This window comes from Stenotrophomonas sp. 62841_Sma, from assembly GCF_056482945.1.
The window spans coordinates 848,237-870,825 of record NZ_CM151224.1; the positions used below are offsets into that span (position 1 = coordinate 848,237).

The window sequence follows — 22,589 nt, forward strand, 5'->3', positions numbered from 1 at the left end:
ACCTTATCCAGCGGCCTGGGCCGCTAAAGCAGACACAGCCGGATGAATAGCAAGATCGAACACTCCAAGGACAACTCCGCCAACGGCGGGGATATCGTCAAGTACGTCGCCGCATCGTTGCTGGTGCTGGCCGGTCTGTTCGTCTGGTTCTGGTTCTCCGCCGACTCCGGTCGCGCCACCCAGCTGGGTGCGTGGGCGGGTCAGCTGCGTGCGTTGGCGGTTGTGGTCGGTCTGGTTGGCGGTATCGGCGTGTTCATGCTGACCGGCAAGGGGCGCGACACCCGCGAATTCCTCTCCGAGTCGCGCTTCGAACTGCGCAAGGTGGTCTGGCCGACGCGCCAGGAAGCCATCCGCATGACCTGGGTCGTGATGGTGGTGGTGACCATTCTCAGTCTGTTGCTGGGTGGGTTCGATTACGTCATTCAGTGGCTGGTTCAGTTGTTCCTGAGCCGCTAAGGAGAATTGCATGAAGCGTTGGTACGTCGTTCACGCCTATTCGGGCTTCGAGAAGTCGGTGGCGCAGGCTCTGCGCGATCGCATCGTCCGTGACGGCATGGAAGAGCGCTTCGGCGATGTCCTGGTCCCGACCGAAGAAGTGGTCGAGATGCGCGCTGGCCAGAAGCGCCGCTCCGAGCGCAAGTTCTTCCCGGGTTACGTGCTGGTCCAGATCGAGACCCACGAAGAAGCCGGTATTCCGCGCATCGACAACGAAAGCTGGCACCTGGTCAAGGAAACCCCGCGCGTGATGGGCTTCATCGGCGGCACCGCCGACCGTCCGCTGCCGATCGCCGATTCCGAGGCCGAAGCCATCCTGAATCGCGTTCAGGAAGGTGTCGAGAAGCCGCGTCCGAAGGTGCTGTTCGAGCCGGGCCAGATGGTCCGCGTTACCGACGGCCCGTTCAACGATTTCAATGGCGTCGTCGAAGAAGTCAACTACGAGAAGAGCCGTCTGCGCGTCTCGGTGCTGATCTTCGGTCGTGCCACTCCGGTCGAACTCGAGTTCGGCCAGGTCGAAAAGGCCGTCTGACCTGCCCGTAGAGTCGAGCTTGCTCGACTTTGCTGATCAGTCGAGCAAGCTCGACTCTAGGGAACCAGGAGCCGGGCCTTGCCCGGTTTCGTCCGTTTATGTGCCGCTTCAGGCATGTGAAGAAAAAACCTGTTATAGTGCGCGGCTCCCCGCTGGGAAGCCAGCAGGACGAGGCCGCCGCAAGGTGGCCTTCAGCATGATTTCAAAACGCGATGCCGGGACGCGTGATTCCCGGTCCGATGGGGAGCCTGTTGTCGAAAGGCGCTAGCACCCGGAGAGTACTCACATGGCAAAGAAAGTTGTCGGTTACATCAAGCTGCAGGTGAAGGCCGGTCAGGCCAACCCCTCGCCGCCGGTCGGTCCTGCGCTGGGTCAGCGCGGTCTGAACATCATGGAATTCTGCAAGGCGTTCAACGCTGCCACGCAGAAGCTCGAGCCGGGTCTGCCGGTTCCGGTGATCATCACGGCCTACTCGGACCGTACGTTCACCTTCATCACCAAGAGCACCCCGGCCACCACCCTGCTGAAGAAGGCCGCTGGCATCTCGTCGGGCTCCAAGCGCCCGAACACCGAGAAGGTCGGCAAGGTCACCCGTAAGCAGCTGGAAGAGATCGCCAAGGCGAAGGAACCGGATCTGACTGCCGCCGATCTGGACGCCGCCGTGCGTACCATCGCTGGCTCTGCCCGTTCCATGGGCCTCGTGGTGGAGGGTTAATAAGATGGCACAGACCAAGCGTGAGAAGGCCATCAAGGCCGCCGTCGTTCCGGGCAAGGCATACGCCTTCGAGGACGCGATCAACATCCTGAAGAGCGCCACCAAGGCCAAGTTCGTCGAGTCGATCGACGTCGCTGTGCGCCTGGGCGTCGATGCGAAGAAGTCCGACCAGCAGGTCCGTGGCTCCACCGTGCTGCCGGCCGGTACCGGCAAGTCGGTCCGCGTCGCCGTGTTCGCTCCGGCCGGTGCCAAGGCTGACGAAGCCCTGGCCGCTGGCGCCGAAGCCGTCGGTATGGATGATCTGGCCGAGAAGATGCAGGCCGGCGATCTGAACTACGACGTCGTCATCGCGACCCCGGACGCCATGCGCGTCGTCGGTAAGCTGGGCACCGTGCTGGGCCCGCGCGGCCTGATGCCGAACCCGAAGGTCGGCACCGTTTCCCCGAACCCGGGTGAAGCCGTGAAGAACGCCAAGTCGGGTCAGGTCCGTTACCGCACCGACAAGGCCGGCATCATTCACTGCACCATCGGCAAGGCCGACTTCGCCGAAGACGCGCTGAAGTCGAACCTGACCGCGCTGCTGCTGGACCTGATCAAGGCCAAGCCGGCCACCTCGAAGGGCACCTACCTGCAGAAGGTTTCGGTCAGCTCGACGATGGGCCCGGGCGTCACCGTCGACCAGTCGTCGCTGACCCTGAAGTAATTGTTTCAAGCGGTCACGGTACCTTCGGTGCCGTGACCGTGACATTTGAAGGCATCGCTGGCCGTACATCGCCCGCGGTAGCCGTCAAAGACCGCAGGCGCGGTCGTGGCAATACCGGCGACGGGCACGGAAGCTCGATCTGGCAAGGAGTCGCCGCCGGAGCAGTCATGAGCGCTTAATCGATTCCCCGGAATCACCCTGCGTAGATGGTGCCCTTCTGGAGTTTTTCTGGTTCACGCACGTCTGGGTTTCCCAGGTTGGCCCACTCCAGGTCTAGAACGGCCCACCCCCGGAACATCATCCCGATGTTCCCGGCGTCCAGGACGGATGCCGCACAGGACCGCACACGGCAGGAGCCGTAAGCGGAGTTCAATAGGAGGAGTGCAATGGCTCTCAATCTGTCCCAGAAGCAAGAAGTAGTCGCCGAGCTGGCAGACGTCGCCGCCAAGGCCCACTCCTTGATCGCAGCCGAATACGCTGGCACCACGGTCGCCCAGATGACCGCGATGCGCAAGCAGGCTCGTGAAACCGGTGTTTTCTTGAAGGTTGTCAAGAACACCCTGGCTTCGCGCGCCGTTGAAGGCACCGAGTTCGCAGTCGCCCAGGACCAGATGGTTGGTCCGCTGCTGTACGCGTTCTCGCTCGAGGAGCCCGGCGCTGCCGGTCGCCTGATCAAGGAAGCCGCCAAGGGCAACGACAAGCTGAAGGCTAAGGTCGTCGCCATCGGTGGCGAAGTGTTCCCGGCAAGCCACGTCGAAGTGCTGGCCTCGCTGCCGACCCGCGACCAGGCCCTGGCCATGCTGGCCCGCGTCCTGACCGAGCCGGTCACGATGTTTGCCCGCGCCATCAAGGCCGTTGGCGAGAAGCAGGGTGGTGGCGACGTCGCCGCCGACGCTGCCGAGCCGGCCGCCGAGACCGCCTGAGTTTCGACTTACCGTGGTTCCTGACGGAACCTCAACCCAGAAAATCATCCAAAGGTATTAATCATGTCCCTTACCAACGAACAGATCGTCGACGCCATCGCCGAGAAGTCCCTGATGGAAGTGATGGAGCTGGTCAAGGCCATCGAAGAGAAGTTCGGCGTCTCCGCCGCTGCTCCGGTTGCCGTGGCTGCTGCTGCTGGCCCGGCCGCTGCTGTTGAAGAGCAGACCGAGTTCACCGTCACCCTGAAGTCGGCCGGCGACAAGAAGGTCGAAGTCATCAAGGCCGTCCGCGCCATCACCGGCCTGGGCCTGAAGGAAGCGAAGGACCTGGCCGAAGCCGGTGGCGTCCTGAAGGAAGGCGCTTCGAAGGACGACGCCGAGAAGATGAAGAAGGACCTGGAAGCTGCTGGCGCGACTGTCGAAGTCAAGTAAGCAGTTACCTTGCATCGTCACCGATTCACGGCGATGCAGCCAAGGCTGGGGGCGTAAGCCCCCGGCCTTTGGTCGTTGTTGCAGTACCGGTAGGGTCGACTGTTGGTCGACTGTTTCAAAAGCAGAAAAAGCCCAACACGGGCTGCGGTCAGACCCCGGCAGGCCAGCGCAGAGCGCGGCAGCGGGGGAGTGGATGCAGACGAGTTGGCAGTTGGAAGTAGCGGGAGAAGGCGTGCTGGTGCCGGCAATACCAGCGACTTCCAACTGACAATTTCAAGTTCCCTTCGGATCGTGGGCGCACGATCCGCACAACAAGGTGGAAGACCTCATGACGTCCTATTCGTTCACCGAAAAAAAGCGTATCCGCAAGGATTTCGGCAAGCAGCGCTCGATTCTCGAAGTGCCGTTCCTGCTCGCCATCCAGGTGGATTCCTATCGTGAATTCCTGCAGGAAAACGTCGATCCGGCCAAGCGCACGGACCACGGCCTGCACGCTGCGCTGAAGTCGGTCTTCCCGATCGCCAGCTACAGCGGCAACGCTGCCCTGGAATACGTCGGCTACAAGCTGGGCGAACCGGTCTTCGACGAGCGTGAGTGCCGCCAGCGTGGCATGAGCTACGGCGCCCCGCTGCGCGTGACCGTGCGCCTGGTGATCTACGACCGTGAGTCGTCGACCAAGGCCATCAAGTACGTGAAGGAGCAGGAGGTCTATCTGGGCGAAATCCCGCTGATGACCGAGAACGGCACCTTCATCGTCAACGGCACCGAGCGCGTCATCGTCTCGCAGCTGCACCGTTCGCCGGGCGTGTTCTTCGACCACGACCGTGGCAAGACCCACAGCTCGGGCAAGCTGCTGTACAGCGCCCGCATCATTCCTTACCGCGGCTCCTGGCTGGACTTCGAGTTCGACCCGAAGGATGCGCTGTTCACCCGTATCGACCGTCGCCGCAAGCTGCCGGTGTCGATCCTGCTGCGCGCGCTCGGCTACAGCAACGAAGAGATGCTGGCCGAGTTCTTCGAGATCAACACCTTCCACATCAACCCGGATGAAGGCGTCCAGCTGGAGTTGGTGCCGGAGCGCCTGCGTGGCGAAACCCTGGGCTTCGACCTCGCCGACGGCGACAAGGTCATCGTGGAAGCCGGCAAGCGCATCACCGCGCGTCACATCAAGCAGCTGGAAGCCTCGGGCATCGCCGCCCTGGCCGTGCCGGACGACTACATCGTCGGCCGCATCCTGTCGCACGACGTGGTCGATGCTTCGACCGGCGAACTGCTGGCCCAGGCCAACGACGAGATCACCGACGAGCAGCTGCAGGCCTTCCGCAAGGCCGGTGTGGATGCCGTGGGCACCCTGTGGGTGAACGATCTGGATCGTGGCCCGTACCTGTCCAACACCCTGCGCATCGACCCGACCAAGACCCAGCTGGAAGCCCTGGTCGAGATCTACCGCATGATGCGTCCGGGCGAGCCGCCGACCAAGGACGCCGCGCAGAACCTGTTCCACAACCTGTTCTTCACCTTCGAGCGCTACGACCTGTCCGCGGTCGGCCGCATGAAGTTCAACCGTCGCGTGGGCCGCAAGGAAACCACCGGCGAAGCCGTGCTGTACGACCGCAAGTACTACGGTGAGCGCAACGACGAAGAGTCCAAGCGCCTGGTTGCCGCCCATGGCGACAGCTCCGACATCCTGGACGTGATCAAGGTCCTGACCGAGATCCGCAACGGTCGCGGCGTGGTCGATGACATCGATCACCTGGGCAACCGTCGCGTGCGTTCGGTCGGCGAAATGGCCGAGAACGTGTTCCGCGTGGGCCTGGTCCGCGTCGAGCGCGCGGTCAAGGAGCGCCTGTCGATGGCCGAGTCGGAAGGCCTGACCCCGCAGGAGCTGATCAACGCCAAGCCGGTCGCCGCTGCCATCAAGGAGTTCTTTGGCTCCTCGCAGCTGTCGCAGTTCATGGACCAGAACAACCCGCTGTCGGAAGTGACCCACAAGCGTCGCGTCTCGGCCCTGGGCCCGGGCGGCCTGACCCGTGAGCGCGCCGGCTTCGAAGTGCGCGACGTGCACCCGACCCATTACGGCCGCGTCTGCACCATCGAAACCCCGGAAGGCCCGAACATCGGCCTGATCAACTCGCTGGCCGTGTACGCCCGCACCAACCAGTACGGTTTCCTCGAGACCCCGTACCGCAAGGTCGTGGACGGCAAGGTCTATGACGAAGTCGAGTTCCTGTCGGCCATCGAAGAAAACGAGTACGTCATTGCGCAGGCCAACGCCCTGACCAATGCCGACAGCGTGCTGACCGAGCAGTTCGTTCCGTGCCGCTTCCAGGGCGAGTCGCTGCTGAAGCCGCCGGCGGAAGTCCACTTCATGGACGTCTCGCCGATGCAGACCGTGTCGATCGCGGCCGCGCTGGTTCCGTTCCTGGAGCACGATGACGCCAACCGCGCACTGATGGGCGCCAACATGCAGCGTCAGGCCGTGCCGACCCTGCGTGCGCAGAAGCCGCTGGTCGGTACCGGCATCGAGCGCGCCGTGGCGCGTGACTCCGGTGTGACCGTGAATGCCCGTCGTGGTGGCGAGATCGTGCAGATCGATGCCGCCCGTATCGTGGTCAAGGTCAACGAGGAAGAGATCGTTGGCGCCACCGACGCAGGCGTGGACATCTACAACCTGGTCAAGTACACCCGTTCGAACCAGAACACCTGCATCAACCAGCGTCCGCTGGTGCAGGTGGGTGACGTCATCGCCCGCGGCGACGTGCTGGCCGACGGTCCGTCCACCGACATCGGCGAACTGGCCCTGGGCCAGAACATGCTGATCGCGTTCATGCCGTGGAACGGCTACAACTTCGAAGACTCCATCCTGCTCTCCGAGCGTGTGGTGGAAGAGGATCGTTACACCACGATCCACATCGAAGAGCTGACCTGCGTCGCGCGTGACACCAAGCTGGGGCCGGAGGAAATCTCGGCCGACATCCCGAACGTCTCCGAGCAGGCGCTGAACCGCCTGGACGAGAGCGGCGTGGTGTACATCGGTGCGGAAGTCCGCGCCGGCGACATCATGGTCGGCAAGGTCACCCCGAAGGGCGAAAGCCAGCTGACCCCGGAAGAAAAGCTGCTGCGCGCGATCTTCGGCGAGAAGGCTTCGGACGTGAAGGACAGCTCGCTGCGCGTTCCGCCGGGCATGGACGGCACCGTCATCGACGTGCAGGTCTTCACCCGCGACGGCATCGAGAAGGACAAGCGCGCCCGCCAGATCGAAGAGTCTGAAATCAAGCGCGTCAAGAAGGACTTCGACGACCAGTTCCGCATCCTGGAAGCCGCCATCTACATGCGTCTGCGTTCGCAGATCGTGGGCAAGGTGGTCAACGGTGGCGCTGGCCTGAAGAAGGGCGACGTCATCAGCGACGCGTTCCTGGACGGCCTGAAGAAGGCTGACTGGTTCGCCCTGCGCATGAAGGACGAGGACGCTTCGGAAGCCATCGAGCGCGCCCAGAAGCAGATCCAGGCGCACGAGAAGGAATTCGAGCGTCGCTTCGCCGACAAGCGCGGCAAGATCACCGCCGGTGACGACCTCGCCCCGGGCGTGCTGAAGATGGTCAAGGTGTTCCTGGCCGTGAAGCGCCGCATCCAGCCGGGCGACAAGATGGCAGGCCGCCACGGCAACAAGGGTGTGGTCTCCAACGTGGTGCCGGTCGAGGACATGCCGTACATGGCCTCGGGCGAAACCGTGGACATCGTGCTGAACCCGCTGGGCGTGCCGTCGCGTATGAACATCGGCCAGATCCTGGAAGTGCATCTGGGCTGGGCTGCCAAGGGCCTGGGCCGCAAGATCCAGGCGATGATGGAAGCCCAGGCGGCGGTTGCCGACCTGCGCAAGTTCCTGGACGACATCTACAACCACGACGACACCAACGTGGCCAACCGTGTCGACCTGTCGCAGTTCAGCGACGAGGAACTGCTGCGTCTGGCCCGTAACCTCACCGACGGCGTGCCGATGGCCACCCCGGTGTTCGACGGCGCCACCGAAGCGGAAATCAAGCGCATGCTGGAACTGGCCGACCTGCCGAGCAGTGGCCAGACCCAGCTGTACGACGGCCGCACCGGTGAAGCGTTCGATCGCCACACCACCGTGGGTTACATGCACTACCTGAAGCTGAACCACCTGGTCGACGACAAGATGCACGCCCGTTCGACCGGTCCGTACTCGCTCGTCACCCAGCAGCCGCTGGGCGGCAAGGCGCAGTTCGGCGGCCAGCGCTTCGGTGAAATGGAAGTCTGGGCGCTGGAAGCCTACGGCGCGGCCTACACCCTGCAGGAAATGCTGACGGTGAAGTCCGATGACGTGCAGGGCCGCAACCAGATGTACAAGAACATCGTCGACGGTGAGCACGAGATGGTCGCGGGCATGCCGGAATCCTTCAACGTGCTCGTGAAGGAAATCCGCTCGCTGGCCATCAACATGGAACTGGAAGACAACTGATCCATGCCGGCGCGGCGGCCTCCGCCGCCGCGCCGCTGGCAGTCAACTGAAAGCCCATCGACACAGCATTCCTCCTTCTGGAGAACACCATGAAAGACCTGCTCAACCTCTTCAACCAGCAGCGCCAGACGCTGGACTTCGACGCGATCAAGATCGCGCTGGCCTCGCCGGACCTGATCCGTTCGTGGTCCTTCGGCGAAGTGAAGAAGCCGGAAACCATCAACTACCGTACCTTCAAGCCGGAGCGTGACGGCCTGTTCTGCGCCGCCATCTTCGGCCCGGTGAAGGACTACGAGTGCCTGTGCGGCAAGTACAAGCGCATGAAGCACCGCGGCGTGGTCTGCGAAAAGTGCGGCACCGAAGTGACCCTGGCCAAGGTGCGTCGCGAGCGCATGGGCCATATCGACCTGGCTTCGCCGGTCGCGCACATCTGGTTCCTGAAGTCGCTGCCGTCGCGCATCGGCCTGATGCTGGACATGACCCTGCGCGACATCGAGCGCGTGCTGTACTTCGAAGCCTACGTGGTGACCGAGCCGGGCCTGACCGCCCTGGAGCGCCGCCAGCTGCTGACCGAAGAACAGTACCTGCAGGCCCGCCAGGAGCACGGTGACGACTTCGACGCCGCGATGGGCGCCGAGGCCGTGTACGAACTGCTGCGCACGATCGACCTGCAGTCGGAAATGACCCGCCTGCGCGAGGAAATCGCCGCTACCGGTTCGGAAACCAAGCTCAAGCGCCTCACCAAGCGCATCAAGCTGATCGAAGCCTTCCTGGAGTCGGGCAACCGTCCGGAATGGATGGTCATGACCGTGCTGCCGGTGCTGCCGCCGGACCTGCGTCCGCTGGTCCCGCTGGATGGCGGCCGCTTCGCGACCTCCGACCTGAACGACCTGTACCGCCGCGTCATCAACCGTAACAACCGCCTGCGCCGCCTGCTCGAACTGAGCGCGCCGGACATCATCGTGCGCAATGAAAAGCGCATGCTGCAGGAATCGGTCGATGCGCTGCTGGACAACGGCCGTCGTGGCCGTGCCATCACCGGCACCAACAAGCGCCCGCTGAAGTCGCTGGCCGACATGATCAAGGGCAAGCAGGGGCGCTTCCGCCAGAACCTGCTGGGCAAGCGCGTCGACTACTCGGGCCGTTCGGTCATCGTGGTCGGTCCGTACCTGCGCCTGCACCAGTGCGGCCTGCCGAAGAAGATGGCGCTTGAGCTGTTCAAGCCGTTCGTCTTCGCCAAGCTGCAGCGTCGTGGCCTGGCCACCACCATCAAGGCCGCCAAGAAGCTGGTCGAGCGCGAAGAAGCCGAAGTCTGGGACATCCTGGAAGAGGTCATCCGCGAGCATCCGGTGATGCTGAACCGTGCGCCGACCCTGCACCGTCTGGGCATCCAGGCGTTCGAGCCGGTGCTGATCGAAGGCAAGGCCATCCAGCTGCACCCGCTGGTCTGCACCGCGTTCAACGCCGACTTCGACGGTGACCAGATGGCCGTCCACGTGCCGCTCTCGCTGGAAGCCCAGCTGGAAGCGCGTGCGCTGATGATGTCGACCAACAACATCCTGTCGCCGGCCAACGGCGAGCCGATCATCGTGCCGTCGCAGGACGTCGTGCTGGGTCTGTACTACATGACCCGCTCGCTGGAAAACAAGAAGGGCGAGGGCATGGCCTTCGCCAACATCGCCGAAGTGAAGCGTGCCTACGACAACCGCGTGGTGGAACTGCACGCGCGCGTCAAGGTCCGCATCACCGAGGTGGTGACCGACGAAGACGGCGTCAAGCAGAACAAGACCTCGATCGTGGACACCACGATCGGTCGCGCCCTGCTGGCTGAAATCCTGCCGGAAGGCCTGCCGTTCGCGCTGGCCAACACCGAGCTGACCAAGAAGAACATCAGCCGCCTGATCAACTCCAGCTACCGCCAGCTGGGTCTGAAGGACACGGTCGTGTTCGCCGACAAGCTGATGTACACCGGCTTCGCCTACGCGACCCGCGCCGGCGTCTCCATCGGCATCGACGACATGCTGATCCCGGACGAGAAGAAGGGCATCCTCACCGAGGCCGAAGCCGAAGTGCTGGAAATCCAGGAGCAGTACCAGTCGGGTCTGGTCACCGCCGGTGAGCGCTACAACAAGGTGGTCGACATCTGGTCGCGCACCAACGAGCGCATCGCCAAGGCGATGATGGACACCATCGGTACCGAGAAGGTCGTCAATGCCAAGGGTGAGACCATCGACCAGAAGTCGATGAACTCGCTGTACATCATGGCCGACTCCGGTGCGCGTGGTTCGCAGGCGCAGATCCGTCAGCTGGCCGGTATGCGTGGCCTGATGGCGCGTCCGGACGGCTCGATCATCGAGACGCCCATCAAGGCGAACTTCCGTGAAGGCCTGAACGTGCAGGAGTACTTCAACTCCACCCACGGTGCCCGTAAGGGTCTGGCCGATACCGCGCTGAAGACCGCGAACTCGGGTTACCTGACCCGTCGTCTGGTCGATGTCGCGCAGGACGTGGTGATCACCGAGGTGGATTGCGGTACCACCGAAGGCCTGATCATGACCCCGATCGTGGAAGGCGGCGACGTGGTCGAGCCGCTGAAGGATCGCGTGCTGGGTCGCGTGGTTGCCGAGGACGTGTTCCTGCCGGGCAACGACGAAGATCCGATCGTCACCCGCAACACCCTGCTGGACGAAGCCTGGGTCGCCAAGCTGGAAGACGCCGGCGTGCAGAGCATCAAGGTGCGTTCGACGATCTCGTGCGAATCGGCCTTCGGTGTCTGCGGTCGCTGCTACGGCCGCGATCTGGCCCGTGGCCACCTGGTCAACATCGGTGAAGCGGTCGGCGTCATCGCCGCCCAGTCCATCGGTGAGCCGGGTACCCAGCTGACCATGCGTACGTTCCACATCGGTGGTGCGGCATCGCGAGCTGCTGCGGTCGACAACATCACCGTCAAGACCACCGGCTCGGTCAAGTTCAGCAACCTCAAGTCCGTCGAGCACGCCAACGGCTCGCTGGTGGCAGTGTCGCGCTCGGGCGAAATCTCGGTGCTCGATGCCCACGGCCGTGAGCGTGAGCGTTACAAGCTGCCGTACGGTGCGACCATCACGTCCAAGGACGGTGATGCGATCAAGGCTGGGCAGACCGTGGCCAACTGGGATCCGCATAACCACCCGATCGTGTCGGAAGTGGCCGGTTTCATCCGCTTCATCGACTTCGTCGACGGCATCACCGTCATCGAGAAGACCGACGAGCTGACCGGCCTGGCGTCGCGCGAAATCACCGATCCGAAGCGTCGTGGTACCCAGGCCAAGGACCTGCGCCCGATCGTGCGCATCGTCGACGCCAAGGGCAACGACCTGTCGATCCCGGGCACCGACCTGCCGGCGCAGTACCTGCTGCCGCCGCGCTCGATCGTCAACCTGCAGGACGGCGCTGCCGTCGGCGTGGGTGACGTGGTCGCCAAGATTCCGCAGGAAGCGTCGAAGACCCGCGACATCACCGGTGGTCTGCCGCGCGTGGCCGATCTGTTCGAAGCGCGCAAGCCGAAGGATCCGGCGGTGCTGGCCGAGCGTTCGGGCATCATCAGCTTCGGCAAGGACACCAAGGGCAAGCAGCGCCTGATCATCAAGGACACCGATGGTTCGGAGCACGAAGAGCTGATCCCGAAGTACCGCCAGGTCATCGTGTTCGAAGGCGAGCATGTCACCAAGGGTGAAACCATCGTGGACGGCGAGCCGAGCCCGCAGGACATCCTGCGTCTGCTGGGTGTCGAACCGCTGGCGGCCTACCTGGTGAAGGAAATCCAGGACGTGTACCGCCTGCAGGGCGTGAAGATCAACGACAAGCACATCGAGGTGATCACCCGCCAGATGCTGCGCAAGGTCGAGATCACCGACCAGGGCAGCAGCAAGTTCCTGAACGGCGAACAGGTGGAGCGTCAGCGCGTTATCGAGGAGAATGCGCGCCTGTCGACCCGCAACGAGCTGCCGGCGCACTTCGATCCGGTCCTGCTGGGTATCACCAAGGCCTCGCTGGCGACCGAATCGTTCATCTCGGCCGCGTCGTTCCAGGAAACCACCCGCGTGCTGACCGAAGCGGCCGTCCGCGGCACCTCGGACAACCTGCGTGGCCTGAAGGAAAACGTCATCGTGGGCCGCCTGATTCCCGCCGGTACCGGCCTGGCGTACCACAGCAACCGCCGTCGCGGTGCTTCCGGTCTCACCGAGTCGGAAATGCAGACCCTGGCCGGCACCCCGGCTGCGGTCGAGGCACCGGTGGTTGAAGCCGAAGCTGAACAGGCCTCGGGCGAAGAATGAGGTATCCGGTCCGGCCGCTAGGCCGGACCACCCCATCGGTCCATCGATGGGATTGGGAAAGGGCAGGGGAGATCGTCCGCGATCGACCCGGCCAACCTGAACGGGGTACATGGAGGCCCCCCAGTAACGTTCCGGGATCAGGAACGGGCTTGACAGGAGGCGTTTGACTGCTTTCCTGGCAGGTTGCTACAATCGTCTGTCTCAGCAGGCCAGAATTTTGGCCTGCTTTAACATTTCCGCATCTCTGGCCGGATTTCCGGCCACCAATCAGAAGAACCTACTGATGGCGACGATCAACCAGCTGGTCCGCAAGCCGCGGCAAGCGACCACCTACAAGAGTGCCTCGCCGGCGCTCGACAAGTGCCCGCAGCGCCGTGGCGTCTGCACCCGTGTCTACACCACCACTCCGAAGAAGCCGAACTCGGCTCTGCGCAAGGTTGCCAAGGTCCGCCTGACCAACCAGGAAGAAGTGATTTCCTACATCGGTGGTGAAGGCCACAACCTGCAGGAGCACTCCGTGGTCCTGATCCGCGGCGGTCGCGTCAAGGACCTGCCGGGTGTGCGTTACCACACCGTTCGTGGCTCGCTCGACGCCGCCGGCGTTGCCAAGCGTCGCCAGGCCCGTTCCAAGTACGGCGCCAAGCGTCCGAAGGCATAAGGAGAGAGCACTATGTCGCGTAAGGGTAATACTCCGCAGCGTTCCGTCCTGCCCGATCCGAAGCACGGAAGCGAAACCATCGCCCGCTTCATCAACATGGTCATGCAGAGCGGCAAGAAGTCCGTCGCCGAAAAGATCGTGTACGGCGCCATGGACGTGATCACCGAGAAGAACAGCAGCGCCAACGCCATTGAACTGGTGCAGAAGGCTCTGGACAACGTCGCTCCGGCGGTCGAAGTCAAGTCGCGCCGCGTCGGTGGTGCCACCTACCAGGTGCCGGTCGAAGTGCGTTCGTCGCGCAAGATGGCCTTGGCCATGCGCTGGCTGATCGACTCCGCGCGCAAGCGTGGTGAGAACACCATGCCGAAGAAGCTGGCTGCTGAACTGATCGACGCCTCGGAAAACCGTGGCGGCGCCATCAAGAAGCGCGAAGAAACCCACCGCATGGCCGAAGCCAACAAGGCATTCGCCCACTACCGCTGGTGAGTTTGACGGCCTTGTAAAACAGGCAGGGCAGCACCACTTCGGTGCGTGCTGCCTCGCGGTCCCAGAAGGACTGCGCCAATCCGAAGGCCGCCGAAAGGCGGCGTTCGGCCATCCGAAATCCAAGAAATCTGAGAGGCTCCCGTGGCCCGTTCCACTCCCATCGAGCGTTACCGTAACTTCGGCATCATGGCTCACATCGATGCCGGCAAGACCACCACGTCCGAGCGCATCCTGTTCTACACCGGCAAGAGCCACAAGATCGGTGAAGTGCACGACGGCGCCGCCACCATGGACTGGATGGAGCAGGAGCAGGAGCGTGGCATCACGATCCAGTCCGCTGCCACCACCGCGTTCTGGAAGGGCATGGACAAGTCCCTGCCGGAGCACCGCTTCAACATCATCGACACCCCCGGGCACGTCGACTTCACCATCGAAGTGGAGCGCTCGCTGCGCGTGCTCGACGGTGCCGTCTTCGTCCTGTGCGCCGTCGGTGGCGTGCAGCCGCAGTCGGAAACCGTGTGGCGCCAGGCCAACAAGTACCACGTGCCGCGCATCGCGTTCGTCAACAAGATGGACCGCACCGGTGCCAACTTCCAGAAGGTCGTCGGCCAGCTGAAGGCCAAGCTGGGCGCGGTTGCCGTGCCGATGCAGCTGCCGATCGGCGCTGAAGACAACTTCAAGGGCGTCGTCGACCTGCTGAAGATGAAGGCCATCCATTGGGATGAGGCTTCGCAGGGCATGAAGTTCGAATACGGTGAAATCCCGGCCGAGCTGCAGGGCCCGGCTGAAGAGGCTCGCCAGTTCATGGTCGAGACCGCTGCCGAAGCCAGCGAAGAGCTGATGGAAAAGTACCTGGGCGGCGAAGAGCTGGCCGAGGCTGAAATCATCAACGCGCTGCGTACCCGCACCCTGGCCACCGAGATCGTGCCGATGTACTGCGGCTCGGCCTTCAAGAACAAGGGCGTGCAGGCCATGCTGGACGGCGTGATCCAGCTGCTGCCGTCGCCGGTCGACGTGCCGGACGTGAAGGGCGTGGACGTTGACGACGACACCGTCGAAATGACCCGCAAGTCGGACGACAAGGCTCCGTTCTCGTCGCTGGCCTTCAAGATCATCACCGACCCGTTCGTCGGCGCGCTGACCTTCTTCCGTGTCTACTCGGGCACCCTGAACGGTGGCGACACCGTGCTGAACTCGGTGAAGGGCAAGAAGGAGCGCATCGGCCGCATCCTGCAGATGCACTCGAACAACCGCGAGGAAATCAAGGAAGTTCTGGCCGGTGACATCGCCGCTGCCGTGGGCCTGAAGGACACCACCACCGGTGACACCCTGTGCGCCGTGGACGCCCCGATCATCCTGGAGCGCATGACGTTCCCGGAGCCGGTGATCTCGATGGCCGTCGAGCCGAAGACCAAGTCGGACCAGGAAAAGATGGGTCTGGCCCTGGGCCGTCTGGCGCAGGAAGATCCGTCGTTCCGCGTCAAGACCGACGAAGAATCCGGCCAGACCATCATCTCGGGCATGGGCGAGCTGCACCTGGACATCATCGTCGACCGCCTGAAGCGCGAGTTCAACGTTGAAGCCAACGTCGGCGCGCCGCAGGTGGCCTACCGCGAAACCATCACCCTGGCCGACGTCAAGTCGGACTACAAGCACGCCAAGCAGTCCGGTGGTAAGGGTCAGTACGGTCACGTCGTGATCGAACTGTCGCCGATCACCGCTGCCGACCGTGCCGATCCGAAGCTGGCTCCGGCCATCAAGGACGACTTCCTGTTCATCAACGACATCACCGGCGGCGTGATCCCGAAGGAATTCATTCCGTCGGTTGAAAAGGGCCTGCGCGAAACCATCACCAGCGGTCCGCTGGCTGGCTTCCCGGTCGTGGACGTCAAGGTGAAGCTGGTGTTCGGTTCGTACCACGACGTCGACTCCTCGGAAATGGCGTTCAAGCTGGCTTCGTCGATGGCCTTCAAGCAGGGCTTCGCCAAGGCCAAGCCGGTGCTGCTGGAGCCGATCATGAAGGTCGAGATCGTGACCCCGGAGGATTACCAGGGTGACGTGATGGGCGACGTCAGCCGTCGTCGCGGCGTGCTGCAGGGTTCCGACACCACCGGTGACGGCTCCGCTTCGATCATCAACGCGATGATCCCGCTGGGTGAAATGTTCGGCTACGCCACTGCGCTGCGTTCGCAGACCCAGGGCCGCGCCACCTTCACCATGGAATTCGATCACTACGAGCCGGCTCCGACCAACATCGCCGAAGCCGTCATGAAGAAGGGCTGAGCCTCGCTCAGCCTCTCTTGAAACCACTTACGAACAATCAAGGTATAGAACAATGGCAAAGGGTAAGTTCGAGCGCACCAAGCCGCACGTCAACGTCGGCACCATCGGTCACGTCGATCACGGCAAGACCACGCTGACCGCTGCACTGACCAAGATCGGTGCCGAGCGCTTCGGTGGCGAGTTCAAGGATTACTCCTCGATCGACGCCGCGCCGGAAGAAAAGGCGCGTGGTATCACGATCTCGACCGCGCACGTCGAATACGAATCCCCGGTCCGTCACTACGCCCACGTCGATTGCCCGGGCCATGCTGACTACGTCAAGAACATGATCACCGGTGCCGCCCAGATGGACGGCGCGATCCTGGTGTGCTCGGCCGCTGACGGCCCGATGCCGCAGACCCGCGAGCACATCCTGCTGTCGCGTCAGGTCGGCGTGCCGTACATCGTCGTGTTCCTGAACAAGGCCGACATGGTTGACGACGCCGAGCTGCTCGAGCTGGTCGAAATGGAAGTGCGCGAGCTGCTGAGCAAGTACGACTTCCCGGGCGACGACACCCCGATCATCGCCGGTTCGGCCCGTCTGGCGCTGGAAGGCGACCAGAGCGACATCGGCGTGCCGGCCATCCTGAAGCTGGTCGATGCCCTGGACAGCTGGATTCCGGAGCCGGAGCGTGCGATCGACAAGCCGTTCCTGATGCCGGTGGAAGACGTGTTCTCGATCTCGGGCCGCGGCACCGTGGTGACCGGTCGTATCGAGCGCGGCGTGATCAAGGTTGGCGACGAAATCGAAATCGTCGGCATCCGTCCGGTGCAGAAGACCACCGTGACCGGCGTTGAAATGTTCCGCAAGCTGCTGGACCAGGGTCAGGCAGGCGACAACGCTGGCCTGCTGCTGCGCGGCACCAAGCGTGACGACGTCGAGCGTGGCCAGGTCCTGGCCAAGCCGGGTTCGATCAAGCCGCACACCAAGTTCGAAGGCGAAGTCTACGTCCTGTCGAAGGACGAGGGCGGCCGTCACACCCCGTTCTTCAACGGCTACCGTCCGCAGTTCTACTTCCGCACCACCGACATCACCGGCGCAGCTGCTCTGCCGGAAGGCGTCGAAATGGTGATGCCGGGTGACAACGTCAAGATGGTCGTCACCCTGATCAACCCGGTGGCAATGGACGAAGGCCTGCGCTTCGCCATCCGCGAAGGCGGCCGTACCGTCGGCGCCGGCGTGGTCTCGAAGATCATCGAGTAATCTGGTAGTATCTGCGCCCCGATGTTGCCTGGGTAGGGCATCGGGGCGTATCAAATGGGAAAGCAGGCACAGGATGTGCCTTGTGTTCCCCGGACCAGGAAGGGTCAATGCCATTCAGGCGGCGTCAACAGGCGACTGTTGACAGCTGCCTTGCGTGCCATTATGCTTCTACGTCTGGGCAGGCCGGGTAACTGGTCTGCCTACGTTTTTGAGGTCTATGGAGTGACCTTGGCGGCCTGCAGGACTGTGGGTCGTCCGTATTCAGGAATTTCATGGGACAAAGCAACCCAGAGGCTTTGTCTGTCGCTCTTTTAACGAAGGAACCTACCGCCATGGCGGACCAAAAGATCCGGATCCGGCTGAAAGCGTTCGATCATCGTCTGATCGACCGTTCGGCCAGCGAGATCGTTGAAACGGCAAAGCGGACCGGCGCGCAAGTGCGTGGCCCGATCCCGCTGCCGACCAAGATCGAGCGTTACACCGTTCTCGTTTCCCCGCACGTCGACAAGGACGCGCGTGACCAGTACGAGACCCGCACGCACAAGCGCGTGCTCGATATCGTTGACCCGAATGACAAGACCGTGGACGCGCTGATGAAGCTCGAACTGGCTGCCGGCGTCGACGTTCAGATCAAGCTGACCTGAGGACTACGACCATGACGAAGAAGTATTCGTTGGGCTTCGTGGGCCGCAAGGCTGGCATGAGCCGCGTGTTCACTGAAGATGGCCGCTCCATCCCGGTGACCCTGATCGAAGCAACCCCGAACCGCATCGCGCAGATCAAGACCGTCGAAACCGACGGCTACAGCGCCGTGCAGGTGACCGTCGGCGCGCGTCGCGCTGCCCTGGTCAACAAGCCGGAAGCCGGCCACTTCGCCAAGGCGAAGGTGGAAGCGGGTCGTGGCCTGTGGGAATTCCGCGTTGAAGACGCGCAGCTCGGCGATTTCGCCGTTGGCGGCGAAGTCAAGGCGGACATCTTCGAAGTCGGCCAGATCGTCGACGTCCAGGGTGTCACCAAGGGTAAGGGCTTCCAGGGCACCATCAAGCGCCACAACTTCCGTATGGGCGATGCAACCCACGGTAACTCGCTGTCGCATCGCGCGCCGGGTTCGCTGGGTCAGCGCCAGACCCCGGGTCGCGTTTTCCCGGGCAAGAAGATGTCGGGCCACATGGGCGCGGTGCAGCAGAGCACCCAGAACCTGGAAGTGGTCAAGGTCGACGTCGAGCGCGGTCTGATCGCCGTTCGCGGCGCCGTTCCGGGCGCGGCGGGTGGCGACGTGATCGTCCGTCCGGCGAGCAAGGCATAAGGAGAGATGACGATGGAACTCGTTATCACGGGTAGCAACAACAAGGTCTCGGTCTCCGACGCCGTGTTCGGTCGCGATTTCAGCGAAGATCTGGTCCACCAGGTCGTCGTTGCCTACCGCAACGCCGGTCGCGCCGGCACCAAGGCACAGAAGACTCGCTCCGAAGTGGCTGGTACCACCAAGAAGTCGAAGAAGCAGAAGGGCGGCGGCGCGCGTCATGGCGCACTGACGGCTCCGATCTTCGTCGGCGGCGGTGTCACCTTCGCGGCCAAGCCGCGCAGCTTCGAGCAGAAGGTCAATCGTAAGCAGTACCGTGCCGCCATGTGCGCGATCCTGTCCGAGCTGAACCGTCAGGGCCGTCTGACCATCGTGGAGTCCTTCGACGTCGAAGTGACCAACACGAAGGGTCTGATCGCCAAGCTGGCCGGCCTGGAAGTGGGCAAGCGCCCGCTGATCGTCACCGAAGAAGCGTCCGAGCACCTGTACCTGTCCGCCCGCAATCTGCCGTACGTGCAGGTGCGTGACGTCCAGGGTCTGGATCCGGTCTCGCTGGTGGGTGCCGACACGGTCGTCATCACCGCTGACGCGGTCAAGAAGGTCGAGGAGTGGCTGGCATGAACAGCAACGAAAAAATCTTCAGCGTGCTGCGTGCCCCGCGTGTCTCCGAAAAGACCGCGCGCCTGCAGGAACTCTCCAACCAGTATGTCTTCGAAGTTTCGAACGAAGCCACCAAGGCCGATGTAAAGGCCGCGGTTGAGCAGCTGTTCGACGTCAAGGTCGAAGCCGTCAACGTGGTCAACGTCAAGGGCAAGAACAAGTCCTTCCGTAACCGTGCTGGCCGCCGCGGCGATTGGCGCAAGGCGTACGTTCGCCTGGCCGATGGCCAGTCGATCGATGTAACGGCCAAGGCCTGAGGTACATCCCATGCCATTGATGAAATTCAAGCCCACTTCCCCCGGCCGCCGTTCGGCCGTGCGCGTGGTCACTCCCGACCTGCACAAGGGTGCTCCGCACGCTGCGCTGGTCGAGTCGCAGAGCCGCTCGGGTGGTCGTAACCACCATGGCCGCATCACCGTGCGTCACGTCGGTGGTGGTGCCAAGCAGCACTACCGCATCATCGACTTCAAGCGCAACAAGCTGGGCATCCCGGCGCGCGTGGAACGCATCGAATACGATCCGAACCGCACCGCGCACATCGCTCTGCTGTGCTACGTCGACGGTGAGCGTCGCTACATCATCGCCCCGAAGGGCCTGAAGGCTGGTGATCAGGTGATCGCTGGTTCGGATGCCCCGATCAAGGCTGGCAACACCCTGCCGCTGCGCAACATCCCGGTCGGCACCACCATCCACTGCATCGAACTGAAGCCGGGCAAGGGCGCTCAGATCGCTCGCGCCGCTGGTGCGGCCGTGCAGCTGGTGGCTCGCGAAGGCATCTACGCCACCCTGCGCCTGCGCTCGGGTGAAATGCGTAAGGTTCCGGTCGAGTGCTGCGCCACCATCGGCGAAGTCGGCAACGACGAGCACAGCCTGGAAAAGCTGGGCAAGGCCGGTGCCAAGCGTTGGCGCGGCGTCCGCCCGACCGTTCGTGGTGCTGCCATGAACCCGGTTGACCACCCGCACGGTGGTGGTGAGGCGAAGGCCGGCCAGGGTAATCCGCATCCGGTCACCCCGTGGGGTGTCCCGACCAAGGGTTACAAGACGCGCCATAACAAGCGCACTCAGCAGTTCATCGTCCGCGATCGTAGGGGCTAATCGACCATGGCACGTTCACTCAAGAAGGGCCCGTTCGTCGATCACCACCTCGTCAAGAAGGTGGAGGCCGCTGCGGGCAGCAAGAAGCCGATCAAGACCTGGTCGCGCCGTTCGATGATCCTGCCTGACATGGTAGGCGTCACCATTGCCGTGCATAACGGCAAGAACCACATCCCGGTTCTCGTCAACGAGAACATGGTCGGCCACAAGCTCGGCGAATTTGCCATCACCCGGACCTTCAAGGGTCACGGTGGTGACAAGAAGTCGGGCAAGTAAGGAGAGATGACAATGGAAGCGAAAGCCATCCTGCGCACTGCGCGCATCTCCCCGCAGAAGGCTCGTCTGGTCGCTGACCAGGTGCGCGGTCTGCCGGCCGAGCGTGCGGTCAACCTGCTGAAGTTCTCGGACAAGAAGGCTGCCCACCTGATCAAGAAGGTGGTGGAGTCGGCAATTGCCAACGCCGAGAACAACCAGGGCGCCGACGTCGACGAGCTGAAGGTTCAGACCATCATGGTTGATGAAGGTCCGACCCTGAAGCGTTTCATGGCGCGGGCGAAAGGCCGCGGTACCCGCATCCTCAAGCGCACCAGCCACATCACTGTGGTTGTGGGCGCCGCCAAGTAAGCGGATAAGGAAAAGACCATGGGTCATAAAGTTCATCCGATTGGTATCCGCCTCGGCATTTCCAAGGACTGGAACTCCAAGTGGTACGCCAACAAGGCCGAGTTCGCTGGTTACCTGGCAGCCGACCTGAAAGTGCGCGAAATGCTGCGCAAGAAGCTGGCTCAGGCCGGCATCAGCAAGATCCTGATCGAGCGTCCGGCCAAGACCGCTCGCGTGACGATCCACACCGCCCGTCCGGGCGTGGTGATCGGCAAGCGCGGTGAGGACATCGAGAAGCTGCGCAAGGAAGTGAGCGAGATGATGGGCGTCCCGGCGCACATCAACGTCACCGAAGTGCGCAAGCCGGAACTGGACGCGCAGCTCGTTGCCGAGTCGATCGCCCAGCAGCTGGAGCGTCGCATCATGTTCCGCCGTGCAATGAAGCGCTCGGTCGGCAACGCGATGCGTCTGGGTGCCCTGGGCATCAAGGTCAACGTCGGTGGCCGCCTCAACGGTGCAGAAATCGCCCGTTCGGAGTGGTACCGCGAAGGCCGCGTGCCGCTGCACACCCTGCGTGCCGACATCGACTATGGCTTCGCTGAAGCCAAGACGACCTACGGCATCATCGGCATCAAGGTCTGGATCTACAAGGGCGAGGTCTTCGATTTCTCCCAGGTTGGCCAGGAAAAGCAGGACGACACCCCGTCGCGCAACGATCGTCACGATCGCGGCGACCGTGGTGACCGTCAGCGCCCGGCCCGTGAAGCGAGGTAACGACAATGTTGCAACCCAAGCGAACCAAGTACCGCAAGGTACACAAGGGCCGTAACGATGGCCTGAGCTGGAGCGCCAACGCTGTCAGCTTCGGCGAATACGGCCTGAAGGCAACCGCACACGGTCAGCTGACCGCGCGTCAGATCGAAGCGGCCCGCCGCTCGATCAGCCGCTACGTCAAGCGCGGCGGCAAGATGTGGATCCGCGTGTTCCCCGACAAGCCCATCACCAAGAAGCCCATCGAAGTCCGAATGGGTTCTGGTAAGGGCAACGTGGAATACTGGGTGGCCCAGATCCAGCCCGGCCGCATGATCTATGAAATCGAGGGTGTTTCCGAGGAAGTGGCTCGCGAGGCGTTCCGCCTGGCCGCCGCCAAGCTCTCGGTCACCACCACTTTCGTGACCCGTACGGTGCGCTGATGGATATCAAAACTCTCCGTGAAAAGTCGGCTGACGAACTCAAGGCCCACCTGATCGACCTGCGTAAGGAACAGTTCTCTGTCCGTATGCAGCAGGTCACCGGCCAGCTGCCGAAGACCCACGACATTCGCCGGGTCCGTCGCGAGATTGCTCGCGTCAAAACCCTGCTCGGCAGCACGAAGTAAGGATGGCCGCTATGAGCGACAATACTGAAAAGAAGACGCTGCGCACGGTCGAAGGCCGTGTCGTCAGCAACAAGATGGACAAGACGGTTACCGTCCTGGTTGAGCGTCAGGTCAAGCACGCGCTGTACGGCAAGTACATCAAGCGCTCGACGAAGCTGCACGCCCACGATGCCGACAACGCCTGCAAGGAAGGCGATGTCGTCCGCGTGACCGAGATTGCTCCGATGTCCAAGACCAAGAACTGGCGCGTGGTGGAAGTCATCACGCGCGCGGCTGAATAAGGA

General features: G+C 63.0%; 23 protein-coding genes. All 23 read left to right on the top strand.

The features are described 5' to 3' along the window. Window positions 1–42 precede the first annotated feature (42 nt). The 23 genes from secE (at window position 43) to rpsQ (ending at window position 22,586) form a co-directional block, all read left to right on the top strand. Window positions 43–456 (top strand): preprotein translocase subunit SecE, encoded by a 414-nt coding sequence (secE, locus tag ACZK5G_RS03850; RefSeq protein ID WP_005408202.1) that lies wholly within the window; start codon window positions 43–45, stop codon window positions 454–456. Between the two features lie 10 nt (window positions 457–466). Next, on the top strand, window positions 467–1,027 hold the full coding sequence (nusG, locus tag ACZK5G_RS03855; RefSeq protein ID WP_004154362.1) for a transcription termination/antitermination protein NusG: 561 nt from the start codon (window positions 467–469) through the stop codon (window positions 1,025–1,027). Window positions 1,028–1,313: 286 nt separating this feature from the next. Next, window positions 1,314–1,742, top strand: coding sequence for a 50S ribosomal protein L11 (rplK, locus tag ACZK5G_RS03860; protein ID WP_004145248.1), 429 nt, complete (start codon window positions 1,314–1,316; stop codon window positions 1,740–1,742). Window positions 1,743–1,746: 4 nt separating this feature from the next. After that, the gene (gene rplA / locus ACZK5G_RS03865) at window positions 1,747–2,445 is read left to right on the top strand and encodes a 50S ribosomal protein L1 (protein WP_004154350.1); all 699 of its coding nucleotides are present in this window, start codon (window positions 1,747–1,749) and stop codon (window positions 2,443–2,445) included. 386 nt (window positions 2,446–2,831) lie between these two features. Next, window positions 2,832–3,368, top strand: coding sequence for a 50S ribosomal protein L10 (gene rplJ / locus ACZK5G_RS03870; RefSeq protein ID WP_010480377.1), 537 nt, complete (start codon window positions 2,832–2,834; stop codon window positions 3,366–3,368). Window positions 3,369–3,431: 63 nt separating this feature from the next. Beyond that, on the top strand, window positions 3,432–3,800 hold the full coding sequence (gene rplL / locus ACZK5G_RS03875; protein WP_010480374.1) for a 50S ribosomal protein L7/L12: 369 nt from the start codon (window positions 3,432–3,434) through the stop codon (window positions 3,798–3,800). Window positions 3,801–4,128: 328 nt separating this feature from the next. Continuing rightward, window positions 4,129–8,283 (top strand): DNA-directed RNA polymerase subunit beta, encoded by a 4,155-nt coding sequence (gene rpoB, locus ACZK5G_RS03880; RefSeq protein WP_049401089.1) that lies wholly within the window; start codon window positions 4,129–4,131, stop codon window positions 8,281–8,283. 89 nt (window positions 8,284–8,372) lie between these two features. Further along, window positions 8,373–12,596, top strand: coding sequence for a DNA-directed RNA polymerase subunit beta' (gene rpoC, locus ACZK5G_RS03885; protein WP_125895178.1), 4,224 nt, complete (start codon window positions 8,373–8,375; stop codon window positions 12,594–12,596). 283 nt (window positions 12,597–12,879) lie between these two features. After that, window positions 12,880–13,254 carry a 30S ribosomal protein S12 gene (rpsL, locus tag ACZK5G_RS03890; RefSeq protein ID WP_004145320.1) on the top strand — a complete coding sequence of 125 codons (375 nt, stop codon included), beginning with the start codon at window positions 12,880–12,882 and terminating at the stop codon, window positions 13,252–13,254. A 12-nt stretch (window positions 13,255–13,266) separates the two neighbouring features. Beyond that, window positions 13,267–13,740 (top strand): 30S ribosomal protein S7, encoded by a 474-nt coding sequence (gene rpsG / locus ACZK5G_RS03895; RefSeq protein WP_004145321.1) that lies wholly within the window; start codon window positions 13,267–13,269, stop codon window positions 13,738–13,740. Window positions 13,741–13,881: 141 nt separating this feature from the next. Then, complete coding sequence (gene fusA / locus ACZK5G_RS03900; RefSeq protein WP_005408207.1) at window positions 13,882–16,023, top strand: elongation factor G; 2,142 nt, start codon at window positions 13,882–13,884, stop codon at window positions 16,021–16,023. 52 nt (window positions 16,024–16,075) lie between these two features. After that, window positions 16,076–17,266: an elongation factor Tu gene (gene tuf / locus ACZK5G_RS03905; protein WP_004154360.1), complete on the top strand. Its 1,191-nt coding sequence runs from the start codon at window positions 16,076–16,078 to the stop codon at window positions 17,264–17,266. A 332-nt stretch (window positions 17,267–17,598) separates the two neighbouring features. Beyond that, a complete protein-coding gene (gene rpsJ / locus ACZK5G_RS03910) occupies window positions 17,599–17,910 on the top strand; it encodes a 30S ribosomal protein S10 (protein ID WP_005408208.1) in 312 nt (103 codons plus the stop codon). Between the two features lie 11 nt (window positions 17,911–17,921). Beyond that, window positions 17,922–18,572 carry a 50S ribosomal protein L3 gene (gene rplC, locus ACZK5G_RS03915; protein WP_004145336.1) on the top strand — a complete coding sequence of 217 codons (651 nt, stop codon included), beginning with the start codon at window positions 17,922–17,924 and terminating at the stop codon, window positions 18,570–18,572. Window positions 18,573–18,584: 12 nt separating this feature from the next. After that, the gene (rplD, locus tag ACZK5G_RS03920; RefSeq protein ID WP_004145337.1) at window positions 18,585–19,190 is read left to right on the top strand and encodes a 50S ribosomal protein L4; all 606 of its coding nucleotides are present in this window, start codon (window positions 18,585–18,587) and stop codon (window positions 19,188–19,190) included. Then, entirely contained in the window at window positions 19,187–19,486 is a 300-nt protein-coding gene (rplW, locus tag ACZK5G_RS03925; RefSeq protein WP_004145338.1) for a 50S ribosomal protein L23, read from the top strand. The genes rplD and rplW overlap by 4 nt, the downstream gene beginning before the upstream one ends. A 10-nt stretch (window positions 19,487–19,496) precedes the next feature. Beyond that, the gene (rplB, locus tag ACZK5G_RS03930) at window positions 19,497–20,324 is read left to right on the top strand and encodes a 50S ribosomal protein L2 (RefSeq protein ID WP_004145339.1); all 828 of its coding nucleotides are present in this window, start codon (window positions 19,497–19,499) and stop codon (window positions 20,322–20,324) included. Window positions 20,325–20,330: 6 nt separating this feature from the next. Continuing rightward, window positions 20,331–20,600: a 30S ribosomal protein S19 gene (gene rpsS / locus ACZK5G_RS03935; protein WP_004154485.1), complete on the top strand. Its 270-nt coding sequence runs from the start codon at window positions 20,331–20,333 to the stop codon at window positions 20,598–20,600. 12 nt (window positions 20,601–20,612) lie between these two features. Beyond that, window positions 20,613–20,948 (top strand): 50S ribosomal protein L22, encoded by a 336-nt coding sequence (rplV, locus tag ACZK5G_RS03940; protein ID WP_004145348.1) that lies wholly within the window; start codon window positions 20,613–20,615, stop codon window positions 20,946–20,948. A gap of 18 nt (window positions 20,949–20,966) precedes the next feature. Then, window positions 20,967–21,701 (top strand): 30S ribosomal protein S3, encoded by a 735-nt coding sequence (gene rpsC / locus ACZK5G_RS03945; RefSeq protein WP_004145350.1) that lies wholly within the window; start codon window positions 20,967–20,969, stop codon window positions 21,699–21,701. Window positions 21,702–21,706: 5 nt separating this feature from the next. Further along, window positions 21,707–22,120, top strand: coding sequence for a 50S ribosomal protein L16 (rplP, locus tag ACZK5G_RS03950; protein WP_004154486.1), 414 nt, complete (start codon window positions 21,707–21,709; stop codon window positions 22,118–22,120). Continuing rightward, entirely contained in the window at window positions 22,120–22,305 is a 186-nt protein-coding gene (gene rpmC, locus ACZK5G_RS03955; RefSeq protein WP_004154487.1) for a 50S ribosomal protein L29, read from the top strand. The genes rplP and rpmC overlap by 1 nt, the downstream gene beginning before the upstream one ends. Before the next feature lie 11 nt (window positions 22,306–22,316). After that, complete coding sequence (rpsQ, locus tag ACZK5G_RS03960; protein WP_004154489.1) at window positions 22,317–22,586, top strand: 30S ribosomal protein S17; 270 nt, start codon at window positions 22,317–22,319, stop codon at window positions 22,584–22,586. Window positions 22,587–22,589: the final 3 nt, after the last annotated feature.

Coding starts and splice junctions, on each gene's coding strand:
- rplK (WP_004145248.1), top strand. CDS start 1,314: ATGGCAAAGAAAGTTGTCGGTTACATCAAGCTGCAGGTGAAGGCCGGT.
- rpsG (WP_004145321.1), top strand. CDS start 13,267: ATGTCGCGTAAGGGTAATACTCCGCAGCGTTCCGTCCTGCCCGATCCG.
- rplA (WP_004154350.1), top strand. CDS start 1,747: ATGGCACAGACCAAGCGTGAGAAGGCCATCAAGGCCGCCGTCGTTCCG.
- rpsS (WP_004154485.1), top strand. CDS start 20,331: ATGGCACGTTCACTCAAGAAGGGCCCGTTCGTCGATCACCACCTCGTC.
- secE (WP_005408202.1), top strand. CDS start 43: ATGAATAGCAAGATCGAACACTCCAAGGACAACTCCGCCAACGGCGGG.
- rplC (WP_004145336.1), top strand. CDS start 17,922: ATGACGAAGAAGTATTCGTTGGGCTTCGTGGGCCGCAAGGCTGGCATG.
- tuf (WP_004154360.1), top strand. CDS start 16,076: ATGGCAAAGGGTAAGTTCGAGCGCACCAAGCCGCACGTCAACGTCGGC.
- rpmC (WP_004154487.1), top strand. CDS start 22,120: ATGGATATCAAAACTCTCCGTGAAAAGTCGGCTGACGAACTCAAGGCC.
- rpsL (WP_004145320.1), top strand. CDS start 12,880: ATGGCGACGATCAACCAGCTGGTCCGCAAGCCGCGGCAAGCGACCACC.
- rplJ (WP_010480377.1), top strand. CDS start 2,832: ATGGCTCTCAATCTGTCCCAGAAGCAAGAAGTAGTCGCCGAGCTGGCA.
- rplB (WP_004145339.1), top strand. CDS start 19,497: ATGCCATTGATGAAATTCAAGCCCACTTCCCCCGGCCGCCGTTCGGCC.
- rplW (WP_004145338.1), top strand. CDS start 19,187: ATGAACAGCAACGAAAAAATCTTCAGCGTGCTGCGTGCCCCGCGTGTC.
- rpoB (WP_049401089.1), top strand. CDS start 4,129: ATGACGTCCTATTCGTTCACCGAAAAAAAGCGTATCCGCAAGGATTTC.
- rpsJ (WP_005408208.1), top strand. CDS start 17,599: ATGGCGGACCAAAAGATCCGGATCCGGCTGAAAGCGTTCGATCATCGT.
- rpsC (WP_004145350.1), top strand. CDS start 20,967: ATGGGTCATAAAGTTCATCCGATTGGTATCCGCCTCGGCATTTCCAAG.
- rplL (WP_010480374.1), top strand. CDS start 3,432: ATGTCCCTTACCAACGAACAGATCGTCGACGCCATCGCCGAGAAGTCC.
- rpsQ (WP_004154489.1), top strand. CDS start 22,317: ATGAGCGACAATACTGAAAAGAAGACGCTGCGCACGGTCGAAGGCCGT.
- rplD (WP_004145337.1), top strand. CDS start 18,585: ATGGAACTCGTTATCACGGGTAGCAACAACAAGGTCTCGGTCTCCGAC.
- rpoC (WP_125895178.1), top strand. CDS start 8,373: ATGAAAGACCTGCTCAACCTCTTCAACCAGCAGCGCCAGACGCTGGAC.
- rplV (WP_004145348.1), top strand. CDS start 20,613: ATGGAAGCGAAAGCCATCCTGCGCACTGCGCGCATCTCCCCGCAGAAG.
- rplP (WP_004154486.1), top strand. CDS start 21,707: ATGTTGCAACCCAAGCGAACCAAGTACCGCAAGGTACACAAGGGCCGT.
- nusG (WP_004154362.1), top strand. CDS start 467: ATGAAGCGTTGGTACGTCGTTCACGCCTATTCGGGCTTCGAGAAGTCG.